At 43.4% G+C, this 18,716-nt stretch carries 18 protein-coding genes; all 18 read left to right on the plus strand.

The window, feature by feature from the left end:
* Nucleotides 1-61 precede the first annotated feature (61 nt).
* Entirely contained in the window at nucleotides 62-826 is a 765-nt protein-coding gene (locus MHB82_RS05995; protein ID WP_095360710.1) for a tyrosine-protein phosphatase, read from the plus strand.
* Between the two features lie 57 nt (nucleotides 827-883).
* Nucleotides 884-1,633, plus strand: a complete 750-nt coding sequence (locus tag MHB82_RS06000; RefSeq protein ID WP_095360709.1) for a YveK family protein — start codon at nucleotides 884-886, stop codon at nucleotides 1,631-1,633.
* The gene (locus MHB82_RS06005) at nucleotides 1,614-2,297 is read left to right on the plus strand and encodes a CpsD/CapB family tyrosine-protein kinase (RefSeq protein ID WP_095360708.1); all 684 of its coding nucleotides are present in this window, start codon (nucleotides 1,614-1,616) and stop codon (nucleotides 2,295-2,297) included. The genes MHB82_RS06000 and MHB82_RS06005 overlap by 20 nt, the downstream gene beginning before the upstream one ends.
* 255 nt (nucleotides 2,298-2,552) lie before the next feature.
* Nucleotides 2,553-3,461, plus strand: a complete 909-nt coding sequence (galU, locus tag MHB82_RS06010) for a UTP--glucose-1-phosphate uridylyltransferase GalU (RefSeq protein ID WP_095360707.1) — start codon at nucleotides 2,553-2,555, stop codon at nucleotides 3,459-3,461.
* Nucleotides 3,458-4,129, plus strand: a complete 672-nt coding sequence (locus MHB82_RS06015; RefSeq protein ID WP_341174142.1) for a sugar transferase — start codon at nucleotides 3,458-3,460, stop codon at nucleotides 4,127-4,129. The genes galU and MHB82_RS06015 overlap by 4 nt, the downstream gene beginning before the upstream one ends.
* 19 nt (nucleotides 4,130-4,148) lie before the next feature.
* Complete coding sequence (locus MHB82_RS06020; RefSeq protein WP_095360706.1) at nucleotides 4,149-5,111, plus strand: UDP-glucuronic acid decarboxylase family protein; 963 nt, start codon at nucleotides 4,149-4,151, stop codon at nucleotides 5,109-5,111.
* A gap of 30 nt (nucleotides 5,112-5,141) precedes the next feature.
* A complete protein-coding gene (locus MHB82_RS06025; RefSeq protein WP_341174143.1) occupies nucleotides 5,142-6,335 on the plus strand; it encodes a glycosyltransferase family 4 protein in 1,194 nt (397 codons plus the stop codon).
* 1 nt (nucleotide 6,336) lies between these two features.
* Entirely contained in the window at nucleotides 6,337-7,641 is a 1,305-nt protein-coding gene (locus MHB82_RS06030) for a hypothetical protein (RefSeq protein WP_341174144.1), read from the plus strand.
* A 5-nt stretch (nucleotides 7,642-7,646) separates the two neighbouring features.
* Nucleotides 7,647-8,801: a glycosyltransferase gene (locus MHB82_RS06035; RefSeq protein WP_341174145.1), complete on the plus strand. Its 1,155-nt coding sequence runs from the start codon at nucleotides 7,647-7,649 to the stop codon at nucleotides 8,799-8,801.
* The gene (locus MHB82_RS06040; protein ID WP_341174146.1) at nucleotides 8,794-9,876 is read left to right on the plus strand and encodes a glycosyltransferase family 4 protein; all 1,083 of its coding nucleotides are present in this window, start codon (nucleotides 8,794-8,796) and stop codon (nucleotides 9,874-9,876) included. Before MHB82_RS06035 ends, MHB82_RS06040 begins: the two co-directional genes overlap by 8 nt.
* Nucleotides 9,877-9,915: 39 nt before the next feature.
* A complete protein-coding gene (locus tag MHB82_RS06045; protein ID WP_341174147.1) occupies nucleotides 9,916-11,061 on the plus strand; it encodes a glycosyltransferase family 4 protein in 1,146 nt (381 codons plus the stop codon).
* A gap of 31 nt (nucleotides 11,062-11,092) precedes the next feature.
* Nucleotides 11,093-11,989, plus strand: coding sequence for a glycosyltransferase (locus MHB82_RS06050; protein WP_110821414.1), 897 nt, complete (start codon nucleotides 11,093-11,095; stop codon nucleotides 11,987-11,989).
* Nucleotides 11,989-13,374 carry an oligosaccharide flippase family protein gene (locus MHB82_RS06055; protein ID WP_341174148.1) on the plus strand — a complete coding sequence of 462 codons (1,386 nt, stop codon included), beginning with the start codon at nucleotides 11,989-11,991 and terminating at the stop codon, nucleotides 13,372-13,374. Before MHB82_RS06050 ends, MHB82_RS06055 begins: the two co-directional genes overlap by 1 nt.
* Complete coding sequence (locus MHB82_RS06060) at nucleotides 13,340-14,341, plus strand: polysaccharide pyruvyl transferase family protein (RefSeq protein ID WP_110821412.1); 1,002 nt, start codon at nucleotides 13,340-13,342, stop codon at nucleotides 14,339-14,341. The genes MHB82_RS06055 and MHB82_RS06060 overlap by 35 nt, the downstream gene beginning before the upstream one ends.
* Nucleotides 14,342-14,401: 60 nt before the next feature.
* Nucleotides 14,402-15,796 (plus strand): sugar phosphate nucleotidyltransferase, encoded by a 1,395-nt coding sequence (locus MHB82_RS06065; RefSeq protein ID WP_341174149.1) that lies wholly within the window; start codon nucleotides 14,402-14,404, stop codon nucleotides 15,794-15,796.
* Complete coding sequence (locus MHB82_RS06070) at nucleotides 15,793-17,124, plus strand: UDP-glucose dehydrogenase family protein (protein WP_341174150.1); 1,332 nt, start codon at nucleotides 15,793-15,795, stop codon at nucleotides 17,122-17,124. Before MHB82_RS06065 ends, MHB82_RS06070 begins: the two co-directional genes overlap by 4 nt.
* Before the next feature lie 36 nt (nucleotides 17,125-17,160).
* Nucleotides 17,161-18,078 carry an LCP family glycopolymer transferase gene (locus tag MHB82_RS06075; RefSeq protein ID WP_110821409.1) on the plus strand — a complete coding sequence of 306 codons (918 nt, stop codon included), beginning with the start codon at nucleotides 17,161-17,163 and terminating at the stop codon, nucleotides 18,076-18,078.
* Between the two features lie 42 nt (nucleotides 18,079-18,120).
* The gene (locus MHB82_RS06080) at nucleotides 18,121-18,672 is read left to right on the plus strand and encodes a VanZ family protein (protein WP_258377752.1); all 552 of its coding nucleotides are present in this window, start codon (nucleotides 18,121-18,123) and stop codon (nucleotides 18,670-18,672) included.
* The last annotated feature ends 44 nt before the right edge of the window (nucleotides 18,673-18,716 follow it).

Consider the following 18,716-nt stretch of genomic DNA (forward strand, 5'->3'; position numbering starts at 1 on the left):
AAAAGCATTTTGCGCGATGAATAAAAGGGCGAGGGGGATCATACATTGAGGAAGTTTGGATATGGTTGAAATACACTGCCACATTTTATCAGGTCTTGATGATGGTCCGGTTCACATGGAACAGTCCATCGACATGGCCCAGAAGGCGGCAGCCTCGGGAGTTACCTCGATCATTGCAACTCCGCATCACCTGAACGGGCATTACAATAATGAACCGATTGTGGTCAATCAGGCAGTGGGACTGCTTCGTGCAGAGCTTCGCAAACGCAACATTCGCTTGGAGATCCGCCCCGGACAGGAGATCAGGGTTCATGAAGCTCTGATTCGAGACTTACACGCAGGCAAATGCTGCACACTTGCCGGGAGTCGTTACATGTTGCTGGAATTGCCCTTTGGCTATATTCCCTCGCAGTTCACCGGAATACTTCATGAACTTAAAGTAGCCGGTATCGTACCTATCATTGCTCATCCCGAAAGGAATCACCCAATCCAGAATAATCCTGGACTATTGGTTGAATACATTCATCAGGGCGCACTGATTCAGCTCACGGCCCAGTCCATCATAGGACTTTTCGGACGAAAAGTTCAGAAATGGTGTTTTCATTTTTGCAAAGAAAACCCGTTTCATTTCATTTCATCAGACGCTCATGACATTCATATTCGTTCCTTTGCTATGAATGCTGCATATGAGCAGCTAGGCCGCAGGTTTGGCAAAGAACTGGTTGCACGCTTAAAAAATAATGCTTGGTCGTTATGGAACAACCAAAGTATAGACATAGAGCAAGAAAAACCGAAGGTTCTCAAACGCAGGTTGTTGTTCTGGTAAGCAGTCAGATCGATAGAATGTCATCATAATCGCCGAATTGAATGGGAGGAATACAAGGTGGAACTGAAAGAGTACATGCAAATTTTACGCAAGCGAATTTGGATCATCGTAGCCTTTGTTGCAGTTGCTTGCATTGGAGCAGGTGTCAAAAATTATTTTTTTACCGTCCCCATTTATGAAGCGAACGCAAAATTGATCGTCAATCAGGCATATAACGCAGAGGGTGTTCCCAGTCTGGATATTGGGTCCATTCAAACTAACATTAAAGTGATTAACTCGTATATGGAAATCATCAAATCTTCAGCAATCCTCGACAAAGTAGCTGCTACATACCCCGATCTAGGCATGAACGGCAATCAACTGGCACAAAACATCTCGGTAACTACAGCGAATGAATCCCAGGTTATGAGTTTAACCGCTACTGGCTTGTCTTCGGAAAAAGCGGCCAAAACAGTTAACGCCGTTGCTAAAGTGTTTGAGTCCCAAATCCCCGTAATTATGAAAGTGGATAATGTAACCATTCTAAGTGAAGCCAAACCCACGGAATCGTCAAGACCCATCAATGTAAATCCAACCGTTAATATCCTGATCAGCTTTCTCGTAGGACTTCTGCTGGCAGTAGGTTTTGTATTCCTCTTGGAATACTTGGATGATACGTTGAAAACCGAAGATGAATTGGAGAAAGAGCTTGGAATTCCAGCACTCGCTGTCATTTCCAAAATCAAAAAGGAAGAAGTCCGCAGCTCCAAACAGACAACATCACAAAAACAGGTAGGTGACGGCCAGTATGCCACGGTTAACCAATGATAAAGGAAGCCTAGTTACAATGGCTAATCCCAAGTCCAGTTCATCTGAGGCTTATCGTAAGCTGAGAACCAACATCCAATTTTCATCCATTGATAGTCAGATTCAAACGATCATGATCGCTTCAGCTTTGTCGGGTGAAGGTAAAACCACAACGATCGGAAATCTGGCCGTGACCTATGCACAGGAAGGGAAAAAGGTTCTGCTTATGGATACGGACCTGCGCAAACCTGCCGTGCACCGCATGTTTAATGTGCCCAACCATGTAGGGCTGACCAGTGTATTGTCGAGTCAATATAAAGTGACGGAAGTATTGAGAGAAACGGATGTGGAAGGATTGCATGTTCTCTCTTCTGGTCCGATTCCGCCCAACCCTTCCGAGATGTTGGGTTCCCGTAAAATGACAGCACTGCTGGAGAGTCTAAAGGAAGAATACGATGTCATTCTATTTGATACTCCGCCAGTTCTGGCAGTGACGGATGCTTTGATTATCAGTTCATTGTGCGATGGCGTCCTTCTTGTCGTAAGTGCAGGCAAGGTGAAGAAAGACTTGGTCAAAAAGGCAAAGGCACATCTCGAACATGTAAATGCTCGGATTCTCGGAGCAGTTCTGAACAATGTACAGGTACCGAAAAATCGGAATGCTGATTACGTCGAGAACGTTTAAGTGGCATTCGTTATAAATCCAAAATAGCACTGTCAGGTCATGTCTACTATACCTTTATCAAGGTAGGCACTCGGTCACACTGTGGGTAGTGTACCTTAGACGTTAATCGTCAAGGGTGTGACGTGAGGTTGGGTTGAATGCCCCTTTATGAAATTGAAAGTAAGAATTGCATCAATTTATTTCAAGGTTTCATGGATTTAAGTGGTTCAACTCATACTTTTAAACCATAAAAATAAGAAGGATAGGGTGGTATTTATGACTAAAGTGAGGAAAGCAATCATTCCCGCAGCAGGTTTGGGGACCCGATTTTTACCCGCTACAAAGGCAATGCCTAAAGAGATGCTCCCTATCGTAGACAAACCGACTATTCAATACATTGTGGAGGAAGCAGTAGCTTCCGGTATTGAAGATATTATTATCGTAACTGGTAAAGGGAAGCGTGCAATTGAGGATCATTTCGATAGTGCGTTTGAATTGGAGCACAATCTGCTGGAGAAAGGCAAGCTGGGTTTGCTGGAAGAAGTCCGGAAATCCTCCAACGTTGATATTCACTACATAAGGCAGAAGGAAGCCCTGGGACTGGGGCATGCAGTTTGGTGTGCCCGGAATTTTATTGGCAATGAGCCCTTTGCCGTGTTGCTTGGCGATGACATTGTCGTATCCGAAGTACCGTGCACGAAGCAGTTGATTCAACAATATGAGAAGGTTAACCAGTCGGTGCTTGGTGTGAAAACGGTAAGTCCAAGTGAAACCTATCGCTATGGAATTATTGATCCACTGCATACCGATGGAAGACTTACATCAGTAAATAGTATGGTAGAGAAACCGCCACTCGGTTCTGCTCCTTCCAATCTCGCAATCATGGGCCGATACATTTTGACGCCTAAGGTATTTGAGTATCTGGAAGAGCAAAACGTGGGAGCTGGTGGTGAAATTCAGCTTACCGATGCTCTGCAAATGCTTAATCACGATGAAGGCATCAGCGCGTATGATTTCGAAGGTTCCCGGTTCGACGTGGGAGAGAAACTAGGATATATCCTGACTACGCTAGATTTTGCGTTGAAAAATAAAGAGCTGCGTGCACCTGTCTTAATGGCGATCGAAGAGATCTTAATGAAGGAAAAACTGAACCAAGTGCTTGTTGCAGGAGGGGATGGTCTGTGAATCTCTCGGGACCAGAATATTATGGAAGCGGCGGCGAGGCCATTGCCAAGGAAGGCCATGGGAAACTGCTAGAACAGCCGTACTCTCAACGTGTTGGCGGGTACACCGACGTTATGAAGCCACTCATTGATTTCTTTGTAGCTGCTTTCCTATTACTGCTCACATCTCCGATCATGCTTGTCATTGCGGTAATGATCAAACTCGATTCGAAAGGGCCTGTGATCTTTAAACAGGAGCGTTACGGAAAAAACGGAATCAAGTTTAATATTTATAAATTTAGAACGATGCGTACGGACGCACCGAAATATGGGTTATCTCCAACGACAAGTCATGATCCCAGAATCACCCGTCTGGGTCGCTTGCTTCGCAAGACGAGTCTGGATGAACTGCCACAATTGCTTAACATTATCAAGGGTGATATGAGCTTTGTGGGTCCTAGACCTGAAATGAAGCGAATTGTAGAAGAAAGCTACACCGATCTGGAGCGCAGACGTTTTCTGGTAAAACCAGGTATCACCGGGTTATGGCAGGTGAGTGAAGCTCGCAAAGAGCCCATCCATCACAATCTGCAATATGATTTCCATTATATCTCCAACGTCTCGCTGCAGTTAGACATTAAAATTATCTTTAGAACGGCCATGGTAATGATTAAAAGCAATACATTTTGACGGACGGAGCGTGAACGTATTGAAACATATTGTAGTGACGGGGGCAGCCGGCTTTTTGGGATCCCACCTGGTCAAATCTTTAATTCATCAAGGTCATCAGGTTACAGGAATTGATAATCTGTCGACAGGCGTGTCCAGTAACCTGGAAGAGGTGGCGAACAGCCACCTTTTCCATTTTCAAGAAGCTGATGTCACTTTGGCGGCTTCACTCGATTTTCTGATTGATCAGCCTGTGGATGAGGTGTACCATCTTGCGTCGCCGGCTTCACCCAAATTTTATCAAGCTGATTCAATCGGTACCATATGGGTGAACACGCAGGGAACCTATCACATGCTTGAGCTGGCCCGAACCAAGGGAGCGAAGTTTCTATTTTCAAGTACAAGTGAAGCTTATGGGGATCCTGAGGTGCATCCACAGCCTGAGAGTTATCGAGGGAATGTAAACACATGGGGACCAAGAGCCTGTTACGATGAGGCCAAACGTTTGGGCGAAGTTTTTTGTTATGAATACTACACGAAACACAGAGTTCCCGTTAAAGTAGCGCGCATCTTTAATACGTATTCATCCGGTTTGCGGAATGATGATGGCCGTGTCATCTCTAATTTTGTGACCCAGGCACTGACCGGACAGGACATCACCGTTTATGGGGATGGCTCTCAAACCCGTTCGTTCTGCTATGTGGATGACAATATTCGTGGTCTGCAAAAAATGATGGAAACCGAAGAGGCGAATGGAGAAATTATTAATATCGGCAATCCGACGGAGTACACTGTCCTTGAAGTGGCGTATTTGGTAAAAAAGTTGGCCCAATCCGACAGTAAGCTGGTGTTCCAGCCTTTGCCTCAGGATGATCCCAAAGTTCGCCGTCCGGTGATTGATAAGGCACGTACCGTGCTCGGCTGGGAGCCGGAAATATCACTGGAAACAGGACTGAAGTTAACGATTGAGAATGTTCGTGCCACATTGCAGGAAACTCCATGAAGCTAATCAAAGTGAGATGAGATGAGATGAGTGCATAAAATATTGATTGCCCACAGTTTGTATCCTCCGCATGTCATTGGCGGGGCAGAGATATCAACGCAGATCCTTGCACAGACACTGAGCCCCAGTTATCAAGTGAAAGTCATGACTGTTGGCAGTCATAAGGATGGCGAAGTGATTACAGATACGATTAACGGGATTGAGATATTACGATTACCGTTTAACAATCGGTATTGGATCGGTGATTCCACCAAACAAGTATCGGCTCCGGATAAAGTGCTATGGCGAGTTCAGGATATTTTTAATAGGAAGCAGTATCAGCATATAAAACAATATCTTTTGCAGACTAAGCCCTCGGTAATTCATACTCAGAATATTCCGGGCCTAAGTCTGGCGATCTGGAAGGCAGCTTATGAACTTCATATTCCTGTGGTGCATACGTTGCGGGATTTCTCACTGATTGAACCCATTAAGATTGAGGCCTACTCCAAAATATATAGACAAATTTCCAAAAGATATAGCCGGATGATCTCGGCAGTCATTGGCATATCAGGACATATCCTTAGAACTCATACAGGTCTGGGGTTATTTGAGCGTTCTTCCAAACATGTGATTCATAATATTGTCGAGAACAATGAAGAGGTACAGAATCTGTATGCCAGCAAACAGGTACATCATGATCAGCCGCTTGAAATTGGATATTTTGGGCAACTGACGGAAGTGAAGGGTGTTCAATATTTAATTGAGGCGGTAAAACAACTAAATGAGCAAATTGTAGGTAAACTGTTCATTTTTGGAGATGGTCCAATGGTGGAGGAGTTAAAGGGAATATCCGGATCAGACCCAAGAATTAAATTTATGGGGAAGTTGGATAAATCACAAATTCCCCTAAAGATGAGGGATATGGACCTGACTATTGTCCCTTCCACTTGGAATGAGCCATTTGGCAGAGTAGTCATTGAATCTTATCAAGTGGGCACACCTATTTATGCTTCGAGGGTGGGAGGGATGCCAGAAATTCTACTGGATGCCGAACAATTCTCGTTTGCTCCCCACAGTGTAGAAGATATTACGAAGTCCATTCTGCATTATTACAATCTGTCTGAGTCAGCCAAACAACGATTGAAGAATCAATGCTTCGAGCACTGCCAGTCCTTTAATGAAGATTATCTTCTTAAAGAACATAGTGATATTTATGAAAAGCTAATCAGGCGTGGAGGTTAACATGCAAATGATATCCCTGAATGCCAGATCTCATCCACTCGTTCAGGTGAGATCGGATGCCCCATCCTCGCTATTTTTGGTTTCCATGCATATTTTGATCGTATATTTATCCATTTATGGTCTGGTATCCATTTACGTGGATAATATCGTGGTTAGAACGTTGAAAGATGTAGGTATGATCTTGGTTTCTCTTTTTGCACTGAGCAAAATGTATCGAGAACAAACCTCCTTTCTAAATCCGTTCTTGTTTGTGATGGGCTCAGTTATAACGTTGGGCTCTTTGAATCTGTTCATGGGTTCGAGTGTGGTTACACTCATCTACGGTCTGAAGATAACATTCTTACCTTTGATGATGATGTTCGCAGGTATGTTATTTGCGAAATACGGCGGATTCTACGCATTTGCCAGAACCAACTTTATTGTTTTCATTTTGTTGATTGCAGGATGGTTAATTCAGTATTCATTAGGCATAGAGAAGTTAATAACGATGGGGTTTGTTTATGGTGTAAATATCAAGAACTATCTGGAAGGTGTACCTCGGCTGTCTTCCATCACCTATTCACCTGATGGTTATGCCTATACCTTACTAATTACGGGGCTAATTGCAGAGCGAATGAAAGCAGCTGTTAAATACAACCTGTTTCGGATAAGTATCCAACTCTTGACGATTAGCTTCCTGTTACTGTCGACCATTCGTTCGGCTTTGGTGCTGTGGATCGTATATCAAATTTTTATGTTTGTTCTGAAAATTCGAAAGTATAACAAAAAGAACACATTAATACTTGGCGTCACGTTTATGTTGCTGCCCATTGGTGTATTTGCTGGTACCCGCTTGTTGGATTCTTATAACCTGCTGTCCGTCTCTTCCATGCTTGATCGATTCAATAGCTGGGGAAGCAGACTAACATCTCCTTTGTCCATGCATGGGGTGGTAGGTAACGGTATTGGATCTGTTGGTGCTGCTAGTCGGCGAACGCACATGATCGGATTGAACTCCAATAACTTTGCCGTGGATAATCAGATTTTTTCCTTTTATGAACAGACCGGATGGATAGGCTTACTTTATTTTGTTGTCTTGTTTGTTCTGCTCGTCGTGGCCCTTGTTCGTAAAATGGATTTACTGCCTTCTTCGGATAAAATCCGTTTACCACAAATGGCTACCGCACTACTCGCCGGAATTGCAGCTTCAAGCTTAACTACAAACGTACTTGAAATGTTTCCAGCCAATATATTTTTCTGGGTTGTCATTGGTATGGCTCTTGTAGGTTCTCATGATGTATATGATAAGCCACAGAAAGTGGGGTGAGCGCAGTGAAGGTTTTGCATATTGGAGAGTACGTTGTTGGGGGGATGGCAACCTATCTTAATGAGGTTGTAGCATACCAGCGGCAACATTTCGACGTCTATCTGCTAATGAGTGCTTATAATAGCGCCACAAGTTTTGATTTGGATTCAGATCATATTTTGCAATACAAATACAAGCGTCATCCCAAGCATTTTCTTTCGGCGATGTGGCAGATTCATCAGACCATACGCAAATTACAACCGGATGTTATTCACATACACAGCTCATTTGCAGGATTGCTTGCAAGGAGCTTATTTTTTATTCAGCCCAAAAAAGCCAGTATCTTTTATTGTTCTCATGGATGGGCTTTTCTTATGGATACGAAGCCGTTGTACAAGAAGGGATATGCGTTCATCGAGAGGATTATGGCCTATAGAACGGATGTAATAATTAATATCTCTAAGCATGAGCTGGAAAGTTCCATTAAATTGGGTTTACCCGCCTCCAAGTCCAAGTTGGTGTATAACGGTGTACGTGAACGTGAAGATAATGGTATGAATTCAATAAGCGAATTAGATCGTGATTCTGAAATTATTCAGTTATTGTTTGTAGGCAGATATGATCGGCAAAAAGGGTTGGATCTGCTGTTACAAATATTAAATGATAATCCTGAATTACAGCGTTATCTCCGTTTATATGTTATTGGGGATAGTGTGCTGGAACAGAATGAATGGAGCTTTCCGGACAATGTTATCCGTCTGGGTTGGGTTAACAATGCAGATATTGATCGCTATTATCAACAGTGTGATGCAGTAATCATGCCATCTCGCTGGGAAGGGTTTGGACTGGTCGCTGTAGAGGCCATGAAGAATCGAAAACCCGTTATTGCAAGCCGGCGCGGAGCTCTGCCGGAACTGGTTGAGCACGGAGATAGCGGATTTTTATTTGACATTGAACATTCTCATGAACTGCTGAACATTCTCAAAAATCTTAACAAGGATGAGTTGAAGAAGATGGGTGAAGCGGGATATGTCTTGTATAAGAATAAGTTTCACGCGGAACGAATGAATGAGGAGATTGTGAATCTCTATCACCATGCCCATGCAGGCCATGTGGCGCTAGGATCCTCTGTATCGGGTCATTTTGAACTTTCTAAGAGAGCTGGAGATGTACATGACTAAAATATATATTAATGCCCGGTTTCTTACTCAAACGATTACTGGAGTACAACGATATGCACTGGAACTTGTAAAAGAAATAGATGCAATGATAGAGCAGGGAGAAATCGATTCTTCCCAGTACGAGTTTTGTTTATTGTCACCCTCCAACATAGTTACCCAGCCGGATTTCAAACACGTTCGTCACAAAGTGGTCGGTAAACTAAAGGGGCACCTGTGGGAACAGCTGGAGCTACCTTTTCACGTGAAGAATGGCCTCTTAATTAATCTATGTAACACGGGGCCGGCTTTTAACAAGAATCAGATCGTAACCATTCATGATGCTGCCGTTTTCAATTATCCTAACGCATTTTCATTTGCATTCCGCTCCTGGTACAAATTCCTGATGGTTCGTCTGGGCAAAACCTCAAAAAAAATCATTACGGTATCCCACTTTTCCAAGGGAGAGCTCATGCAGCACTGTAAAATAGCGGAGCATAAGCTGGCTGTCACTCATCTGGGTATCGACCATATTCATCGAAAAAAGGCTGCTGAAGGTACAAAAGAAAAATATGGGATTAAGTCGCCGTATATCCTGGCAGTTAGCACGATGAATCCTTATAAAAATTTTAATTTGATATTTGATGTTTTGCCCGAGATCGAGGCTCATCAGCTGAACGTAGTTATTGTCGGCTCCAAAAACAGCAAGGTTTTTGGTGAACAAGCATGGGCTGAATCGGATGCAGTGAATTGGGTGGGTTATGTTACGGATGAAGAACTAAAGGCACTATACGAAGATGCTGCCGGTTTTATTTTCCCATCTTTATATGAAGGTTTCGGTTTGCCGCCGCTGGAAGCAATGGCAACAGGCTGTCCAGTCATTGTATCTTCTCGTGCTTCCATTCCTGAAGTATGCGGGGATGCAGTTCTGTATTTTGATCCTAACAATCCCAAAGAAGCCGCTTCACGGTTAATTGAAATTACATCAGATCCAGATTTAAGCCAGCAATTGTCGTATAAAGGCAAACATCATTCAGGTCTATTTTCCTGGAACAAATGTGCAAAAGACACGGTGAATATCATTATGAGCACAGTGTAAATATTGAACCCATATGGTTTTTCAAGGGAGATAAATCGCATGACTAAAGTTTTTGTCGCAATTGATTTTCCGCCAGAAAAAGGAGGAATTCATGATTATGCCTATGGGCTTATCTCTCAGATTCCTTCAGAAGAGGTTACAGTTCTAACCAATAAAATCAAAGATACGGTGGAATCGAATCAGTTTGACCGGAAAGCTGACTTTGAGATCATTCGGAAGCGAATATACTGGAACTCCAACAAGGTTCTGCTAATCCTATCGCAAGTTATTTTAATATTACAGCTTATTATTCTGAAATGGCGTAGAAAGACGAGTGAGATTCACTTTGTTAATGTGTTCCCGGTAGGGGTTGCTGGGCCGTTCATGAAGGCATTCTTTGGAGTGAAATATTTCCCTTACGTACACGGTCTCGATGTTATGGGTATGGTAAACAGCAGGCTATTTCCACTCTTAATGATAATTCTTAAACGGTCTGACAAGGTGATAGCGAATAGTCAGTATACCAAATCCAAGTTGATAGAACTGGGGATACATGAACATCAGATCCTGATCATTCCTCCGGGTCTGAATGTGAGTAAGTTAAGTGGTACAGTCGAATCCGTCGAAGATGTTCGAGACAAGTATGACCTGCACGGAAAAAAAGTGATGATTACCGTCTCTCGTCTGGTGGAACGCAAAGGACATGATGTCACTCTCAAAGCAATCCGCCAAGTTATTAAGCATATCCCAAATCTTAAATATCTGATATGTGGTGATGGTCCTTATCGAGGTGAATTAGAACGTCTTGTCATCAAGTATGGTCTAGATTCGCTAGTTGTCTTCACGGGTGGAATAACCGATCAGGAGCTTCATCAATTATATGAATGCTCGGATATATTCATTATGCCCAGCCGTGATATTAAGGAAAAGGGCGACGTTGAAGGCTTCGGCATTGTGTTCCTTGAAGCCAATTATTATAGGTTGCCTGTCATTGCAGGTAATAGTGGAGGAATACCTGATGCAGTAAAGGACCAAGTTACAGGGTACTTGGTTGATCCTATGGATGATATCGAAATTGCCAACCGTATTGAGGAGTTAGTTCTGAACGAGAAGTTGGCTGAAGAAATGGGGAATAATGGACATGATTGGGTTATCAATCATTGCCTATGGTCACATCGTAGTCAATTGCTGAAAAAGTTGGCGTAACCTCATTAAATTGTATTTTTGGAGGGGAATTATGAGGGCTTCAATATCCATCTGTACCCACAATAGGGCTGTTGACACCATGCAGGCCGTGGAAAGTGTTTTGAATGGGGATGCCGAATCAAAAGATTATGAGATTTTGGTAGTAGATAATAACTCGTCAGACAACACAAAGGAACTTTTTTACTCACATCATTTTCCTGAGAATGTTAGGTATATTTTTGAACCTCAATTGGGACTGTCCTATGCACGAAATAGATCTATCAAGGAAGCTAAAGGGGAGTTTATTTTATTTTTAGATGACGACGCACTGGCCTGTCCTTCTTGGATCAGAGAGATTATTCGCATATTTGACATGAACTCAGAAATTGGCTGTGTGGGTGGTAAAATCGTACCGATCTGGGAAGGTGGCAAGCCCGAATGGATACCGAACGATATCATCAGTTTATATACACTTATGGATTTCTCTGGTGATATAGTAGAAATGGAGGCGCCAGCTATTCCATTTGGTGCAAATGTTGCCTTCAGAATGAGCATTTTTGAGCAGATGCAGCCCTTCAGAGAAGATTTAGGGCGTGTAGGAAGCAATCTGATGTCTAGTGAAGAAAGTGAGCTTATTGGGCGGGTTCGATTAGAGTATAAAGTATTTTACAATCCATACGCAGTTGTTGAGCATAAAATCGCTAAAAGTAGACTTACAAAACGTTGGTTATTAAGAAGAGTTTATTGGCAAGGAATTAGCGATGCTACCCGTTATCAAAAAAGCGGGTGGGGAATTTTTAAGCATGCAGCTAGAATCATTCAGGCAGCCTTATTAATTGTTATATCATTCAATAATGTTCAAAAGGTGATGAGCGAAATGGCAAAAATATCATACCGGAATGGAACAATTGTCGGTTCCTTCCGTAATGGCAGAGGATTGAACGCCTAATGAATATGGCCGTTGCCAAAAACAGACGTGACTACAGCATGATTCAAAACATTCTTATGACCAGTTTTGCCAATATTCTTATTATGGGTGTTACAACACTCACGTCCATTGTGACAGCCCGCATGTTTGGGGCTACGGGCAAAGGCGAGCTTGCCGCTGTGCTGTTCTGGCCTGCGTTTATATCAGGTCTTGCAGCTCTCGGGTTACCGACTTCACTCATCTACAATGTGAAAAAACACAGTGATCAATTGCCGACATACATCAGCATGAGTTTTGCCGTTCAGCTTCCCATTAGTTTAATTGCTGGCATAATCAGTTGGTTTGGTATTCCCTTATGGCTCTCAGGATACTCTGAATCCGTAGTTACCATTGCACGCTGGTATACGATCTCCATGGTACCTGTTCTATTACTTATGGGAGTGCTGGCGGCATCAGCTCAAGGCACGGAAAAGTTCCATATTTATAATCTGTCCCGACTGCTTGCACCTCTTTTTAATTTGTTTGGACTTGTTGCACTATGGGCTGCAGGGTTATTAACTGTGGAGAAAGCCATCATGATCAGTTTTGCAGCCAATATTCTGGTTCTGCTTGGTTACATGTTCATGATGCGACAACAGATTTTCGGTTCGATCAATCAATTAGTTGCCCAATTCAAAACTTGCATTCACCTGTTTAGTTACGGCATTCGCGTGTATGGAGTAGAGTTGTTGGGCACGTTGTATAATCAGTTCGACAAAATTATAATTCTGGCGCTTCTAACACCGATGGATTTTGGTTTATATTCTGTTGTTTATGCGTTGTCCCGCATGTTCAATGTAGTACAGATGGCAATCACGAATGTGATATTTCCCAAAGTTGCAGGAATGGAACAGGGAAAAGTGCTGTCACTCGTAGGAAGAGCTTTTCGAATCAGTATGGTTCTTATGACGATCATCATCATACCTAGTATGCTGATTGGTCGTTTTTTTATTGGCCTACTATTTGGACCTGAGTTTCTCCAGGCAAGCAGTACGTTTTATCTCCTTTCTCTTGAATGCGTTGTAGGTGGGGGATCATGGATTCTGGCTTCGGCTTTTAATGCACTGGGTAGACCAGGCGTAATTGTTTTACGTCAGGTTATTGCACTTGGTGTGACGATTACCTTGTTTTTTGTGTTCACTCCGTTATTCGGACTGTTTGGGATTGGCCTCGCCCTATTGCTGGGCTCATTTGTACGTATTTTGATGTCGCTCATATCCATATCTGTCATCTTCAAGATGCCGATTCGCAAAATGCTCTATGACCGAGCAGATATTTCATTTCTGAAGGATCGTTTAAGAGAGAAAAATATACTCAAAGGAGCCGGAAAAGATGCCAAACTTGCAAAGGACTCATCGCATGGATGAGTTGAAGAAGAAGCTTGAGCAGATATTGGAGATCATGCCTCCTGAGTCCAAAATCTACTATATTGATTATCCTGTGCATAGCAATTGCGGCGATTTGTTGATTATGAAAGGGACGGAAGCCTTTTTCAAAGACTATCGAATACAAGTTGCTGAACGTTACAGTGTTCACGATTTCAATGAACAAACGGTGATCCCGAAAGACCATATTATCGTGCTTCATGGTGGTGGGAATTTCGGTGATTTATACGAAGCCCATCAACGTCTCAGGGAAAACATAATACGAAAATATCCTGAGCATCGGATCATTATTCTTCCTCAAACGATCTTCTTCAAGGAAGAAACAGCTCTGCGTAAAACGGCTGAGGTATTCAGTCAACATTCCGATCTTCATCTGTTTGTACGAGATGAACCCTCTTATCAGATAGCAACGGAGAACTTTAAAGGGTGCCACGTTTCATTGATACCAGATATGGCCCATCAATTGTGGCCGATCGAGAGAAATAGCTCTCCACGCAAAGAACGATTGAATTTTTATAGAACAGATATCGAAAAAGCGGCAGAACCTTCTCATATGGTTGCAGATCAGCAAGGGGATTTTCTGGATTGGCCTACTTTGTATAATCGCTACGAGCGCAAACTGGTATATTGGCTAGGGCTTGGACTTCGGAAAGGAAGAGGCAGACGGCTGCTTCAGAAGATCTGGATGAATTACAGTGATTATTTGGTCAACAAAGCAATTCGTTGTTTCAGTGAATATGAGATGATTCATTCTTCCAGATTGCATGGACATATCTTGTCCTGTTTGATGGCGAAGCCCAATCTTCTAATCGATAATTCATACGGCAAAAACTCCGGATATTATCGAATATGGACCCACCAGGTCAACACGGCAACACTGGATTTATCTTCTGCTAAGAAAAGTGCAAAGATCGATCATAATTACATGGAGTCAACCGTGTCTGTTTAGCCTGCACATTAAGCTCGAGAAAAATCCATTTATTGAAAAATATAGAGTGGAGTGATCATATTGCAAATCGTACTTCTCTCCGGAGGATCAGGCAAAAGGTTGTGGCCCTTATCCAATGATACACGTTCGAAGCAGTTCCTCAAGGTGCTTGAAGGTCCTCAAGGACAATCGGAGTCAATGGTACAGCGTGTATGGCGGCAGCTAAAGCAAACAGGACTGAGTGAACGGGCTACGATTGCAACCAGTAAGCCACAGGTGGAAATTTTACAGAGCCAACTGGGTGAGGACGTTGACCTAGTAGTTGAACCGGAGCGTAGGGATACCTTCCCTGCTATCGCATTAGCGGCTGTTTATCTCTATTCGGTGCAGGGAGTCAGTCTGAACGAAACTGTGGCTGTACTTCCGGTTGACCCTTATGTGGAGGAATCCTTCTTTTACAAAGTTATGGATCTAGAACAGATTCTTTTGGAATCAGAAGTGGATCTGGCTCTAATCGGGGTGAAACCAACTCATCCTTCCGAGAAATATGGATATATCGTTACTGAACCAAGTGAAACGAGAGAAAAAGAGCATAAGGAGTATGCCAAGGTATCCCGTTTTCAAGAAAAACCTCGCGAGGCTGAAGCAGCAGAGATGATTGAGCAATCTGCCCTTTGGAATTGCGGGGTTTTTGCGTTCAAGCTTAATTATCTGATTAATCTGCTTATCGAGCTTGAGCTGCCCATCCAGTATGAAGAAATGCTTAAGCAATATGGCAGACTGGAGAAAATCAGTTTCGACTATCAAGTTGTGGAAAAAGCATCTGGGATTGTCGTTACACCTTACGATGGGTACTGGAAAGACCTGGGGACGTGGAATACACTGACGGATGAGATGAGCACTAACATTGTGGGCAAGGGAGTAGTTACAGACAGTTCAGTAAATACACATCTGGTCAACGAATTGAATATCCCGGTGTGCGTACTGGGCGTTTCTAATGTAATTGTGGCTACTAGTCCGGATGGTATTCTTGTCAGCGAGAAAGAGGCGAGTCCACAGATCAAAGAAGTCCTTAAAGATAGTGCGGAACGCCCTATGTATGAAGAACGGCGCTGGGGCTGCTATAGAGTGCTCGATTATACACGAAATTCCAAGGGCGAAGAGGTACTAACGAAACGCATTATTATTGGGGCCGATAAAAATCTGTCCTATCAGTATCATCTGAAGCGAAACGAAGTTTGGACGGTTGTTTCCGGGCAGGGTGAGTTCATTCTGGATGGTGATTTAAAACGAATTAATCAGGGAGATACCATTTCAATCCCATCTGGCGGAAAACATAGTGTAAAAGCCATCACGGAGCTTGAAATTATCGAAGTTCAGATGGGCAGCGAGCTGATCGAAGAGGATATTGTAAGGATTGAAATGGAATGGGCGGACATCATCCAAAATTGTGTGAACTGGGGGAAAACAAGATGAATATTGCGGTAATTGGAACAGGGTATGTAGGTCTTGTATCGGGAGTCTGCTTTTCTGAACTCGGCAATCGGGTCATCTGTGTAGATAACAATCAGGACAAAGTGGAAATGCTGAATGCAGGGGAAGTTCCCATTTACGAACCTGGACTCCAGGAACTCATGGTTGCCAACAAACGGGCAGGCAAGTTATCCTTCACCTCCGATATCGCAGAGGCCATTCGTGAATCCGATATTATTTTTATCGCAGTCGGAACCCCCTCTTTGCCAAACGGCGAGGCCAATCTGGGATTTGTTGAGCAAGTGGCAATCGAGATTGGTACCCATCTGGAGAGCTATAAAATTGTTGTGACCAAGAGCACAGTGCCTGTGGGCACGAATGATCGCGTAAGAGAGCTCATCCAGAGTATCTCCACTCAACCATTTGATGTGGCTTCGGTACCTGAATTTTTACGGGAAGGTTCGGCTGTTAAGGATACACTGAACCCGGATCGTATCGTCATTGGTACGGACAGTGAACGAGCGATTCAAGCGCTCAAGAAACTTCACCGCCCATTAACCGAAAACTTGATCGTTACAGACATTCGGTCTGCTGAGATGATTAAGTACGCGTCCAATGCATTCCTCGCAACAAAAATATCATTTATTAACGAAATCTCGAATATATGTGAGAAGGTTGGCGCAGATGTTACACGTGTAGCGGAAGGCATGGGATATGATAAACGGATCGGTTCCTCATTCCTGAAAGCTGGCATTGGCTACGGTGGTTCATGTTTCCCGAAAGATACACAGGCGCTGATTCAGATTGCAGGCCAAGTGGATTATGATTTCAGATTACTGAAATCCGTGGTTCAGGTGAATCAGGATCAACGTTTCAATGTGATACGCAAGCTTGAGGAGATTTTTGGAACCCTTAGTGGTAGAACCATTGCTATCTGGGGTCTTGCTTTTAAGCCGGATACTGATGATGTCAGGGACGCACCAGCTATTGATATTATTAGGTATTTGACAGAAGCCGGGGCTGTTGTTAAGGCGTATGATCCGATTGCCACAACCAACTTCCGCAGAGAAGTTGATGCAGCCTCGATTGTTTGGGAAGAAACCCCCCTTCATGCTGCCAAAGGAGCCGACGCCCTTTGCGTGCTGACCGAGTGGAAAGAGTTCTCCCAGATGAACCTGATGGAGCTTGCAAGTATGATGAATGAAGCGATCATGATTGACGGACGTAATGTGTACAACAAGGAACAAATTAAAGCCTCCGGATTCCAGTATTATTCTGTAGGCCGTCCTGGACTTAATCACGCTGAGGGCAAAGCGGCAGCGATCATCTAAACGGAAAGATCATCATAACGTGAGTGAGGAAATACCATGAAAAAGTGGATGAAAATTTCGATCTGGGTGGTTTCCATTTTCGTCATTGCTATTTTTGGTTATGCGATGTACCTATACCAATCTGTCAAATCTACGGCTGATCAGATCTACGAACCGCGTGATCCGGCGCAGCCAGTCTCCATTTCGGATAGCAGAGGTGGACTGCCAGTAGATATCAATAGCAAAGAGCCCTTCAACGCACTTATTATGGGAGTAGATGAACGTCCAAACGATCGAGGCCGTTCAGATACAATGATCGTATTAAGTGTAAATCCCGGCAAAAAACAAGTGCTTATGTTTAATATTCCTAGGGATACACGAACCGAGATTGTAGGCCACAACACAGAAGACAAAATCAATCATGCGTATGCCTTCGGCGGTGTAGACATGTCGGTGAAAACCGTGGAACAGTTTCTGGATGCCCCTATTCACTATTACATGAAAGTGGACATGGAAGGTTTTGCGAAAATCATTGATTTGGTCGGTGGTGTGGACGTAAACAATCCGTTTGCATTCGATTATGACGGTCGACGCTACGAACAGGGAAATATTCATCTGGATGGCGTGGCTGCACTTGGTTTTTCAAGAATGCGGTATGATGATCCCCAAGGAGACTTAGGTCGTAATGGAAGACAGCGTGAAGTATTGAAGCAAATGATGAAAAATACAATGCAGTTCTCCAGTGTACTCAATCTTCAAAACATGTTGGATGAGCTCGGGACACACGTCAGGACGGATCTGACGTTTGATGAAATGAAGGAACTCATTCTGGATTATCGCAGTGATCTTGAACATATTGATACCGTGGAAATCAAGGGCAAGGGCGAAAAAATCAATGGTATTTACTATTACATTGTGGAACAACAGGAACGGGATCGCATTCATGGGATCATTCAGGAGAATTTGCAGAAATAAAAGGTTTTGGATTGGGCAACGAAAGTGGTGATGACAATACTGATGGAGGAGGGCTCCAGAAAAAGGAGACACGGACGCAAACGGAGATTATACGGTTTTATCTTGTCCTTGTTGCTGGTTACAGTTTGGATCTTGGTGATTTGGTCCATGTCCAAACAATCATACCAACAGCAGACCATTCAGCCTTGGCTGCATCAATTGTCCGAAAAAGTCAAAATTGGATTTGCCTTGCCTGATGTACAATTCACTTACGGAGAGCATGACTATTCATTGAGACAGAGACCCTATGATTTTGCCGAGTTTATATTTCGCAAGAGTGCACACTTGTTTGTCTATGCTGTGCTCGCAGTACTTGTCTACGGTGGACTGCGATACAGAAAAATGCGAACGGTGACCTGTATCGCTGCTTCACTGGTTGTGGTGGCTATAATAGCCTCGATCGATGAATATATACAACAATTCAGCCCGAATCGAACAAGTTCGATACGTGATATCGGCGTGGATCTGATCGGAGGCTGCTGCGGGATTGCAATATATGTAATGACGAAGGCAGTGATCCGTAAATTAAGATCTCATGGACATTCGAGTTCTTGAGGATGATCTTGAACAAAGGGATTTCCCAGGAAATGCTCTTGTTC

Source organism: Paenibacillus sp. FSL K6-2862 (assembly GCF_038005125.1).
In the GTDB taxonomy this organism is placed as follows: Bacteria; Bacillota; Bacilli; order Paenibacillales; family Paenibacillaceae; genus Paenibacillus; species Paenibacillus illinoisensis_A.